Consider the following 15637-nt stretch of genomic DNA (forward strand, 5'->3'; position numbering starts at 1 on the left):
TGGATAGCGTCTGGGCATGGCTGCCAAGGTGCTCGCGATCGTCCTGGCGGGTGGGGAGGGCAAGCGCCTGATGCCACTCACCACGGACCGGGCCAAGCCGGCCGTCCCGTTCGGCGGGATGTACCGCATGGTCGATTTCGTCCTCTCCAACCTGGCCAACGCCGGCTATCTCAAGATCGTCGTGCTGACCCAGTACAAGTCCCACTCCCTCGACCGACACATCACCAAGACCTGGCGGATGTCCACCCTGCTCGGCAACTACGTCACCCCGGTGCCCGCGCAGCAGCGTCGTGGTCCGTGGTGGTTCGCCGGCTCGGCCGACGCCATCTACCAGAGCTTCAACCTCATCAACGACGAGCAGCCCGACTACGTGATCGTCTTCGGCGCCGACCACATCTACCGGATGGACCCGCGGCAGATGGTGGAGGACCACATCGCCTCCGGCGCGGCGGTCACCGTCGCCGGCATCCGTCAGCCCCTCTCGATGGCCGACCAGTTCGGTGTCATCGAGGTCGGCGAGGACGGCCGGAAGATCCGTGCGTTCCGCGAGAAGCCCACCGACGCGGTCGGCCTGCCGGACGCGCCCGACGAGATTTACGCCTCGATGGGCAACTACGTCTTCACCACCCGCGCTCTGTGCGAGGTGGTCGAGCGGGACGCGGCGGACAAGTCCAGCAAGCACGACATGGGCGGCAGCATCATCCCGATGCTCGTCGAGCGGGGCGAGGCGAACGTCTACGACTTCCGTGACAACGAGGTGCCGGGCAGCACCGACCGGGACCGCGGCTACTGGCGCGACGTCGGGACGCTCGACTCGTTCTACGACGCGCACATGGATCTGATCAACGTGCACCCCGTCTTCAACCTCTACAACTTCGAGTGGCCGATCTACACGGAGCAGCCGCCGTGGCCGCCCGCGAAGTTCGTCCACCAGTGGGGTGAGCGGGTCGGCCGCGCGGTCGGGTCGATGGTCTCGCCGGGTGTGGTGATCTCCGGCTCGCTGGTGGAGAACTCGATCGTGTCGCCGAAGGTGCGGGTGCACTCCTGGGCGCACGTCGAGGGCTCGGTGCTGATGGAGGGTGTCGAGATCGGCCGGCACGCGGTGGTTCGCCGGGCCATCCTGGACAAGAACGTGTTCGTCCCCGAGGGCGCCGAGATCGGCGTCGACCTGGAGAAGGACCGGCAGCGTTACACCGTCTCCGACAACGGCATCGTGGTGATCGGCAAGGGCCAGCGGGTCGAGCTGTGACCGTCGCACTATCAAGGAGGTAGACCCCGTGACCCATCCCCGTGCCGGCCAGCCCGCCGAGCCCGCCGACCTGGTCGACGTGCCGCGCCTGGTGACCGCCTACTACGCCGAGCATCCGGACCCCGCGGACCCGGCGCAGCAGGTGTCCTTCGGCACCTCCGGCCACCGGGGCTCCAGCCTGCGCAACGCGTTCAACTCCGACCACATCCTCGCGGTCACCCAGGCGCTCTGCGACTACCGGCGGGAGCAGGGCCTCGACGGCCCGCTGTTCCTGGCCCGGGACACGCACACGCTCTCCGCACCGGCCGCCGTGGACGCGCTGGAGGTGCTCGCCGCCAACGGGGTCACCGTGCTGGTCGACAGCCGCGACGGCTACACCCCCACCCCGGCGCTGTCGCACGCGATCCTCACCCACAACCGGGGCCGCACCAGCGGGCTCGCCGACGGCATCGTCATCACCCCGTCACACAACCCGCCCGACGACGGGGGCTTCAAGTACAACCCCACCAACGGCGGGCCCGCCGACACCGACGTCACCCGCTGGATCCAGGACCGCGCCAACGTGATCCTGGCCGCCGGGCTCAAGGACGTCCGCCGGATCACCTACGCGCGGGCCCGGGCCGCCGACACCACCGGGGAGTACGACTTCCTCGCGCACTACGTCGACGACCTGCCGGCGGCGATCGACATCGACGCCATCCGCGACGCCGGGGTGCGGATCGGCGCGGACCCGCTCGGCGGGGCCAGCGTGGCGTACTGGGGCGAGATCGCCGAGCGGCACCGGCTGGACCTGACGGTGGTCAACCCGACGGTCGACCCGACCTGGCGGTTCATGACCCTGGACGGGGACGGCAAGATCCGGATGGACTGCTCCTCGCCGAACGCGATGGCGTCCCTGATCGCCGCCCGCGCCGACTACCAGATCTCCACGGGCAACGACGCCGACGCCGACCGGCACGGCATCGTCACCCCCGACGCCGGCCTGATGAATCCCAACCACTTCCTGGCGGTGGCGATCGGGCACCTGTTCCGCACCCGCGCCAACTGGGGTCCGGCCGCCGCGGTGGGCAAGACCCTGGTCTCCTCCTCGATGATCGACCGGGTGGCCGCCGACCTGGGCCGGCCGCTGCTGGAGGTGCCGGTCGGCTTCAAGTGGTTCGTGCCCGGCCTGCTCGACGGTTCGGTCGGCTTCGGCGGTGAGGAGAGCGCCGGGGCGTCGTTCCTGCGCCGCGACGGCTCCACCTGGACCACCGACAAGGACGGCATCCTGCTCTGCCTGCTGGCCTCCGAGATCCTGGCCACGACCGGGCGCAGCCCGAGCGAGCACTGGGCGGAGCTGGCCGAGCGGTTCGGCGCGCCCGCGTACGCCCGGATCGACGCCCCGGCCACCCGGGAGCAGAAGGCCGTGCTCGCCAAGCTCTCGCCGGACCAGGTCGACGCCACCGAGCTGGCCGGTGAGCCGATCACCGCGACCCTGACCACCGCCCCCGGCAACGGCGCACCGATCGGCGGCCTGAAGGTCACCACGGAGTCCGGCTGGTTCGCCGCCCGCCCGTCCGGCACCGAGGACGTCTACAAGATCTACGCCGAGTCCTTCCAGGGCCCGGAGCACCTCCGCCGTCTCCAGCAGGAGGCCCAGGACCTGGTCACGCAGGTTCTCGGCTGAGCGGTCGGGCTTCCACCTCGAACGCGGCGGGGCCGACGCCAGAAGGCGTCGGCCCCGTTTCCGCGAGGTCAGCGGGCCAGCGGTACGCCCCCGCGCCGTTGGGGGAGCGAGCCGTGCGGGCTGCCACAGAGCCGGGCGAGCTGATCGACGACCTTGGCAGGTTCGTCGAACGGATCCAGTCCACTGACCTCGAGGGGGTCCAGGGCCGGAACGGTCACGTGCGAGATCAGCGGGTGCAGTGGCCGGTGGTCGGCCTCGCCCTGACCGAGCAGGTCCTCGTGCAGCTTCTCCCCCGGGCGTAGCCCGGTGTAGACGATCGGGACCGGAGTGGCCGACCGCTCGACCATGCGGCGGGCGAGGTCGTCGATCCGGACCGGCTCGCCCATGTCGAGCACCAGGGCCTCCCCGTCGCGGCCGATGGCGGCCGCCTGGAGGACCAGGTGCACCGCCTCCTGCACCGTCATCAGGTACCGGGTCACGTTGGGGTCGGTGACTGTCAGCGGCTGCCTCGCCTCGATCTGCCGTTGGAAGGCAGTAACCACCGAGCCCCGGCTGCTCAGGACGTTGCCGAACCGGACGCTCAGGAAGGTGCCCGGGTAGGTCGCCGCAGCGTGCGCGGTCAGCATCTCGGTGATGCGCTTCGAGTAGCCGAGCACGCTGATCGGGTCGGCGGCCTTGTCGGTGGAGATGTTGACGAAACGGGCGACGTCCCGGCACGCGTCCAGCACGCTGAGCGTTCCCCAGACGTTGGTCTTGACCGCCTCGCCCGGGTGCCGTTCCAGCAGGGTCAGGTGCTTCAGCGCGGCGGCGTGGAAGACGATCTCGGGGCGGCGTTCCCGCATGATGCGTCGGATACCTTCGTCGTCCCGCAGGTCGGCGAGGATGAGTTCGGGGCCGTCCAGCAGCGCACGTCCGGTGAGCGACATCTGGAGGCTGTGCAGGGCCGACTCGTCCCGGTCCAGCATCATCAGCTCACCGGGGTTGGCCCGCATGATCTGCCGGCACAACTCCGAGCCGATCGAGCCTCCGGCGCCGGTGACCAGAACGCGTCGACCGGTGAGCCCGTTGTCGTCCAAGGTCAGGTCGCCGACCACCTGGCGTCGGCCAAGCAGGTCGCTGATCTGGACGTCCCGCACGTCGCTGACAGTGATCCGGTGATCCACCAGATCCCGGACCGGTGGCAGGACCTTGAACGCTGCGCCGGTGCGCAGGGTCGCCTCCCGCACCTCGCGGATCAGCGTGGCGTCGGCGTTGGCCACCGCGAAGATCACTGTGGTGGCGCCGGTGCGGCGGATCACGTCGACGAGGTGCTGTCGGCCGCCCAGCACCGGGACACCGGCGATGCGGAGGTCGTGTTTGCCCGGGTCGTCGTCGAGCGCGCCGACGGGCAGGTAGCGGCCCTTCGGGTCGCTGAGCATCGCGCGCACCAGCCCCTGCCCGGCCTCGCCGAGGCCGAAGAGCAGCACCGGGGTGGCCGAGCGGGCGTCCGGTCGCATCGCGCGGTCCCGTCGGTGGCGGTGCAGGAGCCGGCAGCTGAGCATCAGCAGCAGTGCCAGCGCGGCACCGATCACCGGGGTGCTGGCCGGCACCGGGCGTTCGCCCAGCGTGAGAAGGGCGACGAGGACGATCGCGGCGGTGGTGGCGGTGGTGCCGGCGAGGCCACGAACCTCCTCGACGGTGCCGAGGGGTTGACGACCGGAACGGATGCGACGCAGCGCGCTGACGCCGACGTGCAGCACGGCGGCCCCACCGCCGAGCAGTACCGCGTTGACCGCCTGGTCGATGGTGAGAGCCAACTCGTACCTCGCCCAGCCCGCGACCGTGAACCCGCCGACCCAGCCGAGGGCGTCGGCGGCGAGGAAGACGGCGGTCCGACGACGACTCACCCTGGCCCGGCCGGTGGCTGGTGATGTCGTTGGCTCAACCCGTTGTATCTCCGGCGGCATCTACGACTCCCTGTCCTGTCCGTGGCCGGGGGTGACCCAGGGCAGGTCAGGGGGCCACACACGTCCCCTAACTGCTTAACGGATTTTGCGACACGGAATCCGGTTTTCACATTTCCATAACCGTTTGTCTGATTCAGTGTCGGGAAGCCCGACGAAAGTGCCGTTACCGGCGAGGCTCCTCGCGGCGGCCGAGCTGGCGACGCAGGCTCTCGGGAAGCAACTCGCGAAGCTGCTCCGGCAACAGGGGAAGATCCAGCAGCCCCAGCTTGAGCTGATTGCGTTCCTGGTGGCGGCGCGGATCGAGGCGGACCACCAGGCCGGCGCCGTGGCGGTAGTGCACCTCCACCGCACCCGTCGTCGACCTGTTGCGGATCACCCGCCCGTCCACCTCCACCGAGACCGGCCCGGACCCGGGCCGCAGGTCCAGCCGCACCGTCTCCTCCGGCGAGAGCACCACCGACCGGGAGATGCCGGCCATCGGAGCGCTCGGCGTCACCACCACGGCCCGCGTCGCCGGCGAGATCAGGGGTCCACCGGCGGCGTAGCTGTAGGCGGTCGACCCGGTCGGGGTGCACACGACCACCGCGTCACAGCGGTAGTAGCCGTACTGTTGCCCGTCCACGCTCAGGTTCGCGCTGACGAAGCCCTGCCCCGGATGGCGGACCAGCGCGATGTCGTTGAACGCGACGACGTCGTCGCCGCACACCGTGCAGGCCAGGCAGCTGTGTGCCTCGATGGTGTACTCCCCGGTCAGCAGTCGGGCCAGCGCCGCCGGCAGGTCCGGCGGTTCGACCTCCACGAGGAACCCCAGCTTGCCCAGGTGTACGCCGAGCACCGGCTTCGGGTCGTGGACGGCCAGCCGCAGCGCGCCCAGCATCGTGCCGTCCCCGCCGATGGCGACCAGCATGTCCGACCCGGCGGCCAGCTCCTCCTCCGGCACCCCCCGGACCGGCTCGGGCACCCGGTGCCGGTCCTGTTCGCGAACCGCCAGGACGGCGTGGTGCTCGGCGGCCCAGGCCACGATCGTGCCCACCACCGGGGACACGTCCCGGGTGGGATGGAGCACCAGCCCGAGCCGGAACCGATCCATGTTCCCAGCTCATCACAGTTTGGGCGGCCGCACGGGCCGACCCGCGACGACCGCGTACGCAAGGGCGTTTCGCCCGGTCGGTTGGTTCGTTGGGTCAGGAGCGACCAACAACATCCCAAAGGGGGCGCGCGCGATGACCTGGCCCGGGGCTGCCCTCGACCCCGGCGGGCCGACCGGTGGAACCGAGGCGCGGACGGATCGGCCAACCAGGGACGGGGCGTCGGCTGCCCACCGGGATCTCGTCGGTCGGGTGCTCCGCTGCTACCCGGTGACCGTCGTCGTGCTCGCCCCGTACGCGCTGCTCATCCTGCCGACAGCGGTCTTCTACCGGAATCCGGAGACCGGCTTCATCGTCTCCCTGGTCGGGCTCGCGGTGCTGGGCAGCGCCGCCGTGGAAACGGTCGGGCGGCTGCTCGGGCGGCCCGACCCGCGCTGGCGGGAGGGCTTCCGGCGCGCCCACGCCCGGTACCCGCGGCTCTACCCGGTGGCCATCGTGGTCACGCTGACCAGCATCACCGCCAACGTGCTCGGGGCCCACCTCGGGCGCGGCACCATCGTCAACCAGGTCGCCGGTGACCTGACCGACGGGCCGCTCGCGATGGTGAGCACGCTCTTCTCGGGGTGGACAGCCCTGGGCTTCGCGTTGCTGGTGGCCAGCCACCTGAGCGGTCGGCTGTCGCGGGTGAAACTGTACGGCTGGCTGGCCGTCCTCGTCGGCGCGGAGCTCTACGTCGCCCTGCTGACGGCAGTCACCGCTCCGCTGGTCGCGCTGGCGTTCTTCATGGCTGCCACCGGAGCGCTCTGCGGCGTCTTCCGACTGCGTTACCTGGTGGTCTGTGCGGTGGTGCTCTTCCTCGCCTGGCCGGCCGTGTTCGAACACCGCAACAACATTCGGGAGGATCGCGGCGTCGCGGTGGACACCACTGTCACCGCCACGGACCGACTGCGGTTGGACAGTCAGCTCAGTGTGGTGGCGGGCTTCGACGTCCCGGTCGACCTGGGTCAGCCCGGGGTCACCGACTACCTGCGGTACGGGCTGGTGCCCCGGGTGCTGGATCCGGACCGGCCGGTGCTCTCCACCGGGCAGCGGATCAACCTGTACATCGGCGGTGGGTCGACGTCGGCCTACACCTTCCTGCTGCTGGGCAACATCTGGTTCTTCGACGGCCCGGTCGGCGTGGTCGCCGTGCACGCCTTCTGGGCCGCGGTGGCGGCAATGCTGCTGCGCTGGCGGGGGCCGCCCGGCCCGGTCCGGCTGAGCCTCTTCTGCCTGGTGCTCTTCGACCCGCTGCTCTGGTCCAACACCTACCCGGACTCCACCATCAGTTTTCTGCAGCACGTGGTGGCGGCGCTGCCGGTCTTCGTCCTCCTGGGGCTCACCCGCCGCCCCCTGCACGGGGCCCGCAAGAACGCGGGCACCGGCCGACTGCCCACCGCCCGCGGCGCGATCCGGTGACCGTACGGGTGGGCCGGCACGCGGTCGGCCGGCACGCCGTCGGCCGGGCCGACGCTCCGGACGGTCCACGCACCGGTCGCCGGGCGCTGCTCGCGCTGGTCGTCGGCGGGCTCTCCAGCGGCGGCAACCTGCTGCTGGCGATCACCGTGACCCGACTGGAGTCGGTCGGCGGGCTGGGTCAGTTCGCCCTGGCCTTCTCGTTCTACATCGTCGGCTCCGGGTTGGTGCGGAGCACAGTGACCGACACCGTGCTGGCCACCGGGATCGGGGTCGCGCCGGCCGCCCGGCGGGCGATCCTGCTCGGCCTCGTCGGTGGCTCCCTGGTCGGCGCGGCCGGCGTGGCGTACGGCTCGACCTACCTGCTGTTCGTGGGCCTCGCCCTGCCCGGGTTGGTCCTCTACGACTACACCAAGGCGGTCGCCGTCGGCATCGGCGCTCCCTCGGCGGCGATGGCCCAGGAGATCGCCTGGGCGGTGCTCACCGGGTGTGCCGCGCTGGCCGGCCTGCTCCGGGTGATCGACGCGCCGTACGTCTTCGCCCTGTGGGCCGTCGGCGGCGCTCTGATCGGCGTGGTCGTGGCGGCCCGGCGCCGGTACGCGCTGGTGCCCGGCTGGCGGGTCGGCCGCGCCGAGAGCCGCGTCGCGGCGGGGTTCGGTGCGCAGTTCCTGCTGACCACCGGGTCGGCGCAGCTGGCGCTGACCGCTGTGGCGTTGGTCGCCGGCACGGCGGTGGTCGGCGCGTTGAGCGCCGGGCGCACGCTGCTGGGGCCGGTCAACCTGGTGCTGTCGACCGCGGCCACGCTGATCCTGCCGCAGTTGGCCCGCACCCGGGCCGAGTCCCGCGCGGTGCGGACTCGGGCGGCTGTCCGGCTCGCGCTGCTCGTGGCCGCCGCCGTTCTGCCGTTGACCATCGTGGTCGCCCTGCTGCCGGACGCGGTCGGGAAGGAACTGCTCGGCGCCAACTGGACCGCCGCCCGGAGCCTGCTGGTACTGCTCGCGCTGGAGAGCCTGCTCGCCGTGCCGGCCACGATCGGCTTCGCCGGGCTGCGGATCGAGCGGGCGAGCCGGCGGGCGATAGTGCTCGGCATCCTGCTCGGCGGGCTCCGTGTGCCGGCGGTCGTCGCCGGGGCGGTCCTGTTCGGCGCGCCCGGGGCGGCCGGCGCGCTTGTCGTGCTGGCCCTGCTCAGCGCGGTGGCCTGGGGCGGCAGCTATCTCCTGCTGCTGTCCGACCGGGCGGTGGAGCGCCCACCGGTCGTCCAACCGGTCTGACCGCCGGACCCGCGCCGACGGGGTCGGCGCGGGTCGGGTGACGGGTCGGGTGGCGGGTCAGGCGATGGTGGCCAGGGCGGCGCGGACGCGCTCCACCACGGCCTTGACCGCCGGTTCGGCCAGATCGGCGTACGTGGGCAGGTTGATGCCGCGCCGACTCAGGTCCTCGGTCACCGGACAGTCCGCGCCCGGATCACGATGCGCGGGTAGGTCCGGGATCGGCACGAAGAACGGGCGGGTCTCCACGCCGAGCCGGGCGAGCGCCCGGGCCAGCGCGTCCCGGGACGTCGCGTCCCCCTCGGCCCCCACGAGGAAGGCCGCCATCCAGGGCGCCCGGCGAACTCCGGCGGCCACCGGCTGCGCCGACAGCGCCGGCTCGTCGGCCAACTGCTCCTCGTAGCCGGCGATCACCCGGTCCCGGAGGGCGATGATCTCGTCGGCCCGCTCCAGTTGGGCGCAGAGCACCGCGGCGCACAGGTTCGTCATCCGGTAGTTGTAGCCCAGCACCGGGAAGTAGTACCGCCGGTGCGGATCCATGCCCTGGTTACGCAGCAGGCGCATCCGGTCGGCCAGGGCCGCGTCGGAGGTGGTAACGCAGCCGCCCTCGCCGGAGGTGAGCACCTTGTTGCCGAAGAACGAGAACGTTGTGACGTCGGCGAGCGATCCGGTGGGCCGCCCGTCGAGGGTGGCGCCGAACGACTCGGCCGCGTCGGCGACCAGGAGCAGACCGTGCCGGTCGCAGAGCTGGCGCAGCGCGGTGTAGTCGGCCGGGTGCCCGTACAGGTCGACGGCGATGACCGCCCGGGTATGCGGGCCGATCGCGGCGCGTACCCCGGCGGGGTCGACACACCAGCTCTCCGGTAGGACGTCCACACAGATGGCGCGCGCGCCGCAGTACGCGACGGCGTTGGCCGTCGCCACGTAGGTCAGCGCGGGCACGATCACCTCGTCCCCCGGCCCGATGCCGGCCGCCGCGAGGACCAGGTGCAGCGCGACAGTGCCGTTGCTGGTCGTCACGGCGGTGTCGGCGGCGCAGCGACGGGCGAAACGCTCCTCGAAGTCACGCAGGTACGGGCCCTGTGAGGAGATCCACCCGCTCCGCAGCGCGTCGAGGACGTACCGCTCCTCCAACGTGGAGAGGCTCGGTCGGGCCACCGGATAGGTGTCCTCCGCGATGCTCATGTTCCAACCTCTCCGCTGTCGACGGCGTCGTTCGCGGCCTCGGCGACGAACGGGGACCGTGGCACCGGACCCGATCCGCCCCGCGCGGCCCAGCTCAGGACGTCCAGGTAGTCGCGCCCGGTGGCCGCCCAGGTACGCCCGGCCAGCCGGTCGTTCGCCCGCCGCGAGGCGGCGGCGTAACGTTCCCGCTCGTCAAGCAGGTGCCGCACCGCCTCGGCCAGGGACAGCGGATCCCGCGCCCGGAAGACCGCCGCCTCGGCGCGATTGAACTCCAGCTGGTCGAGCAGCGGCTCGACGTCGGCGCAGGCGACCGGGAGACCCCAGGTGAACGCCTCCAGCAGCGCGCCGCTGGCCGCCTCCCAGAGCGAGGGTACGACCACCGCGTCCGCTCGGGCGTAGATGGCGTTCAGCTCGTCCAGGCTGACGTAGCCGGGGAAGGACACCCGGCCGCGCAGGTCGGGTTGCGCGGCGCGGGCGAGCAACCGGCTCGCCTCGGGCTCGACCAGCGGCCCCGGACAGATCAGGCGGCACTCCGGCAGCAGCGCCATCGCCTCCAGCAGGGTCGCGTGGTTCTTGTGCTCCGCGGTGGACGACGGATAGACCAGCAGCCCCGGTTCGGGCCGCGTGTGCGCCTGCTCCGGTGCGGGTTGGAACGCCGGGGTGGGGATGAGCACGGTCCGCTCCGCGGCCTCCGGGAAGAGGCGCAGGGTCTCCCGGTACGGATGGGGCCAGGTCACCACGATCGCCGCCGCGTGGGCCACATTCTCCCGGATCACCGCCGCGAAGCCGGGGGCGTGGAACTCGGCCCCCAGGTGGCGCAGATCGTGCAGGACGACGACCGATCTGGTCGACCCGATCGGCGCACAGTGGAACGGGAACAGGGTGACGTCGACGTCGGTGTGCCGCATGACGGACCGTTGCCGGATGGCGTTGACGGCCGTGCGGACCGTACGGGAGTTGCGCACGGCCCGCGGCGTCCACCGGCGCAGCAGTTGGCCGGTGGGGTTGTCGGAACGGAGCGGCTGCGCCACCTCGGTCCAGCCGATCCGCGCGTCGGGCACCTGGTCCCGCCACTCGGCCAGCGTGCCCCGCAGGATGTTCACCCGCAGGTCGCAGGAGTCGTCGGCGGCCATACCGGTCAGCAGGCCGTAGGTGAAGGCTTCGAGCCCGGCGGCGTGACCGGGGCGGATGGGTGCGGCGTCGACCGCGACCCTCACCGGTCCACCCGGATCAGTCGGCCCATCCGCTCGTCCTCGAGGAGCTGCCGGTCGGCGTCGACCATGACCCGGACCAGGTCGCTGAAGAGCGTCTTCGGGGCCCAGCCCAGCTTGCGTCGGGCCTTCGAGTAGTCGCCGATGAGGGCGTCGACCTCCGCCGGGCGGAAGTAGGCGGGGTCCAGCTCCACGTACCGCTGCCAGTCCAACCCGACCCGGTCGAACGCGGCCTCGACGAACTCGCGCACTGTGTGGCCCTCGCCGGTGGCGACCACGTAGTCGTCCGGGGTGTCCTGCTGGAGGGCGAGCCACATCGCCTCGACGTACTCCGGTGCGTAGCCCCAGTCCCGAACGGCGTCCAGGTTGCCCAGGTAGAGCTTGTCCTGAATGCCGGCCTCGATCCGCGCCACCGCACGAGTGATCTTGCGGGTCACGAAGTTCTCGCCCCGGCGTGGGCTCTCGTGGTTGAACAGGATGCCGTTGGCGCAGAACATGTTCCAGGACTCGCGGTAGTTCACCGCCGACCAGTAGGCGTACGCCTTCGCGCACGCGTACGGGCTGCGCGGGTGGAACGGGGTTTCCTCGCGTTGCGGCGGCGGGCTCGAGCCGAACATCTCCGACGAGGACGCCTGATAGAACCGGCAACCGACGTCGGCGGAGCGGGCCGCCTCCATCATGCGCAGCGCCCCGAGTCCGGTGACGTCCGCCGTGTACCCGGGGATGTCGAAGGAGACCCGGACGTGGCTCTGCGCGCCCAGGTTGTAGATCTCGTGGGGGCGGATGTCGCGGATCAGCGCGGTCAGCGAGGCGGGATCGGAGAGGTCGCTGTAGTGGAGGAAGAGTCGGGCGTCACCGCTGCGCGGATGGACGTCCACGTGGTCGATCCGCTCGGTGTTGAAAGAGGACGACCGCCGTTTGATGCCGTGCACCGTGTATCCCTTGTCGAGCAGGAACTCCGACAGGTAACTGCCGTCCTGACCGGTGATGCCGGATATGAGTGCCGTTCGTGACATGAAGTCCCTCTCCTGCTGGGCCGGTTTTCCCCGCCGAATCCTTATATCGCTCTCGGAGTCGGCACTCCTGCGGTTTCATGTAACTGGCGGAATTTATTCTTCGCGGCCCCTGCGCAGCCCAGTCGCGGCAGCTCAGTTCGGAGGAGGGCTCAGTCACGGATCGAGCATCCGATCGTTAGGCGAATCGATCCTGTGGCACGAGCGAGGAGCGAGGATGGCCGGCGATCCCACCCCCGCGGCGGACACCCGAGAAAGGCCGGCGACTGTCGACGAGAGCAAATTCCACGTCCTGGTGACCGCCGGCTATTTCGCTCCCGGTTGGCGGGCTGGAGGGCCGGTCCGGTCCATTTCCGAGGTGCTCGCCCTGGCCAGTGACGACATTGAGACGTCAATGCTGACCCGTGACCGCGACCTCGGTTGCCGCGACCCCTATCCGGGGCTCTCCGGTCGCTGGGCCCGGGTCGGCCGGACGAACGTCTTCTATCTCGGCGTACGTCGGCCGGGGCACTGGCGGTCGCTCTGGCGCTCGCTACGCGTCGGCCGGTACGACCTGCTGTACGTCAACAGCGTCTGGTCGACCTTCTCCATCCTGCCGATGGCCGCGGCCCGGCTCGGTCTGCTGCGGGTGGGCCGCATCCTGGTCGCCCCCCGGGGTGAGTTCGGCGCGGCGGCGCTCCAGGTGCACCGACTCCGTAAGCGGATCTTCCTGACTGCCTGGCGGCGGATGCTGCTCGACCCTCGGGTGCTGTGGCACGCCACCACGCCGGTCGAGGCCAACGACATCCAGCGGGTGCTGCCCCGGGCGCGGATCGGTGTCGTCGCGGTCAGCCGGGGCCCCGAGCCGGACGAGTCGCCGGTCGCGACACCCGCGACCCACCACGCGCGGCTGGTCTTCATCGGGCGGATCTCGCCCATGAAGAACCTCGACCTGGTGCTGGCCTCGCTCGCCTTCGTGCCGGTGCCGGTGCCGGTGCGGCTGGACATCTACGGCCCGGTGGAGGACCAGGCGTACTGGCGACGCTGCCGGGAGCACCTGGCCGAGCTGCCCGAGTCGGTCACCGTCAGTTATCGGGGTGAGCTGCCACCCGAGCAGGTCCGCGCGACCTTCTTCCGCTACGACGCGTTCGTCATGCCGACCCGGGGGGAGAACTACGGCAACGCCATCGCAGAGAGCCTCTCCGCGTGCTGCCCGGTGCTCTGCTCCGACCGGACACCCTGGACGGCGGTGCTGCGCGACGGCGGCGGGCTGGTCCTCACCGAGCTGACCGCGGCGGCGTTGGGTGCCCTCGTCACCCAGGTGGCGACCGCCACCCCCGAGCAGCGGCACGCGGCCCGGGTCGAGGCGGGAGAGGCCTACCGCCGTTGGCGGGCGAGCCGGGCGCCGATCAGCGTCCTCGACCAGGCGTGGCGGGTGATCCGCGACCCTGCGTACCGGGTGCCGCCGCAGGGGCGGACCCCGTGAGCCGTACCCGGCCCTGCCTTCCACGACCCGCACATCTGCCACCAGGAGGCGTCAAGTGACCCGCGTGATGACCGTCGTCGGAACCAGGCCGGAGATCATCCGACTGGCCCGGGTGATCGACGCGCTCGATCGGACCGTGGACCACACGTTGGTGCACACGGGACAGAACTGGGACCCGTCCCTCTCCGACGTCTTCTTCAGCGAGCTGGGGGTCCGAGCGCCGAATCTCTTCCTGCGCGCCGACACCCAATCGCTCGGCAGCCTCCTCGGCGCCGTCCTGGTCGGCACCGAGAAGGCGATCGCCGAGCTGCGCCCGGACGCGTTGCTGGTGCTCGGTGACACCAACAGCGCGATCTCGGCGCTGATGGCCCGGCGGATGAACGTGCCGGTGTACCACATGGAGGCCGGCAACCGCTGCTTCGACCTGAACGTGCCGGAGGAGACCAACCGGTGCATGGTCGACCACATCGCCGACTTCAACCTGGTCTACTCGGAACACGCTCGACGCAACCTGCTCGCCGAGGGGCTGCATCCGCGCCGCATCCTGCACACCGGCTCACCCATGCGCGAGGTGCTCGACCACTACCGACGGCAGATCGAGCGGTCCACCGTGCTGGCCCAACTCGAACTCGAACCGGGCGGCTACTTCGTCGTCAGCGCCCACCGGCAGGAGAACGTCGACCACCCGGACCGGCTCCGTCGGCTGCTGGAGTGCCTGCGGGTGGTCCGCGACGAGTGGCGGCTGCCGCTGCTGGTCTCCACGCATCCGCGTACCCGCAAACGGCTTGAGGCGCTGGCGGGCGACGGCCTGCACCTCGACGGCGTGGCCTTCCACGAGCCGTTCGGCTTCTTCGACTACGTGACCCTGCAACGGCATGCCCGATGCACCCTCTCCGACAGCGGCACGGTCAGCGAGGAGGCCGCGATTCTCGGGTTCCCGGCGGTGACCCTGCGCGAGTCCATCGAGCGTCCGGAGGCAATGGACAGCGGGGCGATCGTGATGACCGGCCTGGAGCCCGACGGGGTCGTCGAGGCCATCCGGGTGGTGGTGGCGCAGGTGGCCGAGGGTTCGGTCGCCTGTCCGCTCGACTACCAGGTCCCCGACACGTCACGCCGGGTGGTCGACTTCATCCTGTCGACGGTGCGCCGCCATCACGACTGGGCGGGCATCCGCCGCTGAGCCGGCCGCCGGCCGGGCCGGCACACCCGTCACCACGACACCCGGGGGGACATCGCGCGTCACGCAGGCGCCGGCGCCCACTGTGGCGTCCCGGCCGACGGTCAGCTTCGGCAGGATCGCGGCGGTGGTGCCCACCAGGACGCCGTCCCCCAGCCGGCAGTACCCGGAGACCGCGGCGAGCGGATTGACCGAGACGTAGTCGCCGAGCACACTGTCGTGCCCAACCGTGCAGTTCTGGTTGAGGTGCACATGCCGCCCCAGCAGCACGTTCGTGGTCACCCGGGCGCCACCGGCGACGAACAACCCCTGCTGGTGGACGCAGTCGGGGCCGATCTCGGCGGCCGGATGCACCACTGTGGCCGCCGGCAGGCCGTACCGGGCGATGGTCTGGTCGGTCTCGCGACGCAACCTCGGATGCCCGACACCGAGCACCACGTGGGTGCTGGCGGGTTGGGCGGCCAGCCACCGGGTCGGGCCGAGGAAGGCGACGCCGAGGCGGTGTACCGCCTCGACATTGGACTCGGTGGGGTAGTCGTCGACGAAGCCCAGCATCCGCCACGGCGGTGCATCCTTCGCAATGGTGTTCAACAGCCGAATTACCCCATATGCCTCACGGCCCATGCCGCCCGCGCCTACGATCACTACGTCGGTCGTCAACCGCGGCTCCCTCGGCTACGGAGAACGCTGGCCGCTCTCCGTCATCTGAACCGGTTACCGGTGCCGATGGTGACGGGCGAGTGCCGGCGCTCCCGTCAATCCTCGCGTGTGCCAGGCACTGGCGTGCCCGCGCCGACGCCGGGACAGCAGTCTGGAAGGTGAGCCGAAGGTGAATGAGTTGGCAGGAACGCGTCTCCCCGACCGAGCCGAGACACCACAGAGGACGGCGCGATCCACGACCGCGCCCGGGTACC

Annotated in this window: 12 protein-coding genes; 6 read left to right on the forward strand and 6 right to left on the reverse strand. The window is 71.1% G+C overall.

Going from position 1 to position 15637, the window contains the following annotated elements; translation table 11 throughout:
- Positions 1-16: 16 nt before the first annotated feature.
- Complete coding sequence (gene glgC / locus ACFYPR_RS26780) at positions 17-1249, forward strand: glucose-1-phosphate adenylyltransferase (RefSeq protein ID WP_354856733.1); 1233 nt, start codon at positions 17-19, stop codon at positions 1247-1249.
- A gap of 28 nt (positions 1250-1277) precedes the next feature.
- Positions 1278-2915 (forward strand): phosphoglucomutase (alpha-D-glucose-1,6-bisphosphate-dependent), encoded by a 1638-nt coding sequence (gene pgm, locus ACFYPR_RS26785; RefSeq protein ID WP_387263065.1) that lies wholly within the window; start codon positions 1278-1280, stop codon positions 2913-2915.
- A gap of 68 nt (positions 2916-2983) precedes the next feature.
- Here pgm and ACFYPR_RS26790 read toward each other — a convergent pair whose 3' ends face one another.
- Positions 2984-4861, reverse strand: a complete 1878-nt coding sequence (locus tag ACFYPR_RS26790; protein ID WP_354856736.1) for a nucleoside-diphosphate sugar epimerase/dehydratase — start codon at positions 4859-4861, stop codon at positions 2984-2986.
- A gap of 163 nt (positions 4862-5024) precedes the next feature.
- On the reverse strand, positions 5025-5951 hold the full coding sequence (locus ACFYPR_RS26795) for an NAD(+)/NADH kinase (protein WP_354856738.1): 927 nt from the start codon (positions 5949-5951) through the stop codon (positions 5025-5027).
- A 250-nt stretch (positions 5952-6201) separates the two neighbouring features.
- Here ACFYPR_RS26795 and ACFYPR_RS26800 point away from each other — a divergent pair, with 250 nt between their 5' ends.
- Both ACFYPR_RS26800 and ACFYPR_RS26805 read left to right on the forward strand, forming a co-directional pair.
- Positions 6202-7407: a hypothetical protein gene (locus ACFYPR_RS26800; RefSeq protein WP_354856740.1), complete on the forward strand. Its 1206-nt coding sequence runs from the start codon at positions 6202-6204 to the stop codon at positions 7405-7407.
- Positions 7404-8675: a hypothetical protein gene (locus tag ACFYPR_RS26805; RefSeq protein ID WP_387263068.1), complete on the forward strand. Its 1272-nt coding sequence runs from the start codon at positions 7404-7406 to the stop codon at positions 8673-8675. The genes ACFYPR_RS26800 and ACFYPR_RS26805 overlap by 4 nt, the downstream gene beginning before the upstream one ends.
- Positions 8676-8732: 57 nt before the next feature.
- Here ACFYPR_RS26805 and ACFYPR_RS26810 read toward each other — a convergent pair whose 3' ends face one another.
- Genes ACFYPR_RS26810 through gmd form a run of 3 tightly spaced genes read right to left on the reverse strand, consistent with a single transcriptional unit; the run spans position 8733 to position 12084 of the window.
- The gene (locus ACFYPR_RS26810) at positions 8733-9857 is read right to left on the reverse strand and encodes a DegT/DnrJ/EryC1/StrS family aminotransferase (protein ID WP_354856743.1); all 1125 of its coding nucleotides are present in this window, start codon (positions 9855-9857) and stop codon (positions 8733-8735) included.
- Positions 9854-11074, reverse strand: coding sequence for a glycosyltransferase (locus ACFYPR_RS26815; protein WP_387263071.1), 1221 nt, complete (start codon positions 11072-11074; stop codon positions 9854-9856). The genes ACFYPR_RS26810 and ACFYPR_RS26815 overlap by 4 nt, the downstream gene beginning before the upstream one ends.
- Positions 11071-12084, reverse strand: coding sequence for a GDP-mannose 4,6-dehydratase (gmd, locus tag ACFYPR_RS26820; RefSeq protein ID WP_354856749.1), 1014 nt, complete (start codon positions 12082-12084; stop codon positions 11071-11073). The genes ACFYPR_RS26815 and gmd overlap by 4 nt, the downstream gene beginning before the upstream one ends.
- Before the next feature lie 214 nt (positions 12085-12298).
- On the opposite strand from gmd, the gene ACFYPR_RS26825 reads away from it, so the two are divergent.
- Both ACFYPR_RS26825 and wecB read left to right on the forward strand, forming a co-directional pair.
- The gene (locus tag ACFYPR_RS26825) at positions 12299-13546 is read left to right on the forward strand and encodes a glycosyltransferase (protein ID WP_355136133.1); all 1248 of its coding nucleotides are present in this window, start codon (positions 12299-12301) and stop codon (positions 13544-13546) included.
- A gap of 55 nt (positions 13547-13601) precedes the next feature.
- Positions 13602-14726 (forward strand): non-hydrolyzing UDP-N-acetylglucosamine 2-epimerase, encoded by a 1125-nt coding sequence (gene wecB, locus ACFYPR_RS26830; protein ID WP_355067308.1) that lies wholly within the window; start codon positions 13602-13604, stop codon positions 14724-14726.
- Here the strand turns inward: wecB and ACFYPR_RS26835 are convergent.
- Complete coding sequence (locus tag ACFYPR_RS26835) at positions 14655-15368, reverse strand: acetyltransferase (protein WP_355067372.1); 714 nt, start codon at positions 15366-15368, stop codon at positions 14655-14657. The two genes, wecB and ACFYPR_RS26835, sit on opposite strands and share 72 nt — an antisense overlap.
- Positions 15369-15637 lie beyond the last annotated feature (269 nt).

Origin of the sequence: Micromonospora sp. NPDC005254 (genome assembly GCF_042872525.1) — a bacterium.
Taxonomy (GTDB): Bacteria; Actinomycetota; Actinomycetes; order Mycobacteriales; family Micromonosporaceae; genus Micromonospora.

Excerpts from the sequence above, each read along its gene's own strand:
- ACFYPR_RS26825 (WP_355136133.1), top strand. The coding sequence starts at position 12,299 with ATGGCCGGCGATCCCACCCCCGCGGCGGACACCCGAGAAAGGCCGGCG.
- ACFYPR_RS26810 (WP_354856743.1), bottom strand. The coding sequence starts at position 9,857 with ATGAGCATCGCGGAGGACACCTATCCGGTGGCCCGACCGAGCCTCTCC.
- glgC (WP_354856733.1), top strand. The coding sequence starts at position 17 with ATGGCTGCCAAGGTGCTCGCGATCGTCCTGGCGGGTGGGGAGGGCAAG.
- gmd (WP_354856749.1), bottom strand. The coding sequence starts at position 12,084 with ATGTCACGAACGGCACTCATATCCGGCATCACCGGTCAGGACGGCAGT.
- ACFYPR_RS26790 (WP_354856736.1), bottom strand. The coding sequence starts at position 4,861 with ATGCCGCCGGAGATACAACGGGTTGAGCCAACGACATCACCAGCCACC.
- ACFYPR_RS26795 (WP_354856738.1), bottom strand. The coding sequence starts at position 5,951 with ATGGATCGGTTCCGGCTCGGGCTGGTGCTCCATCCCACCCGGGACGTG.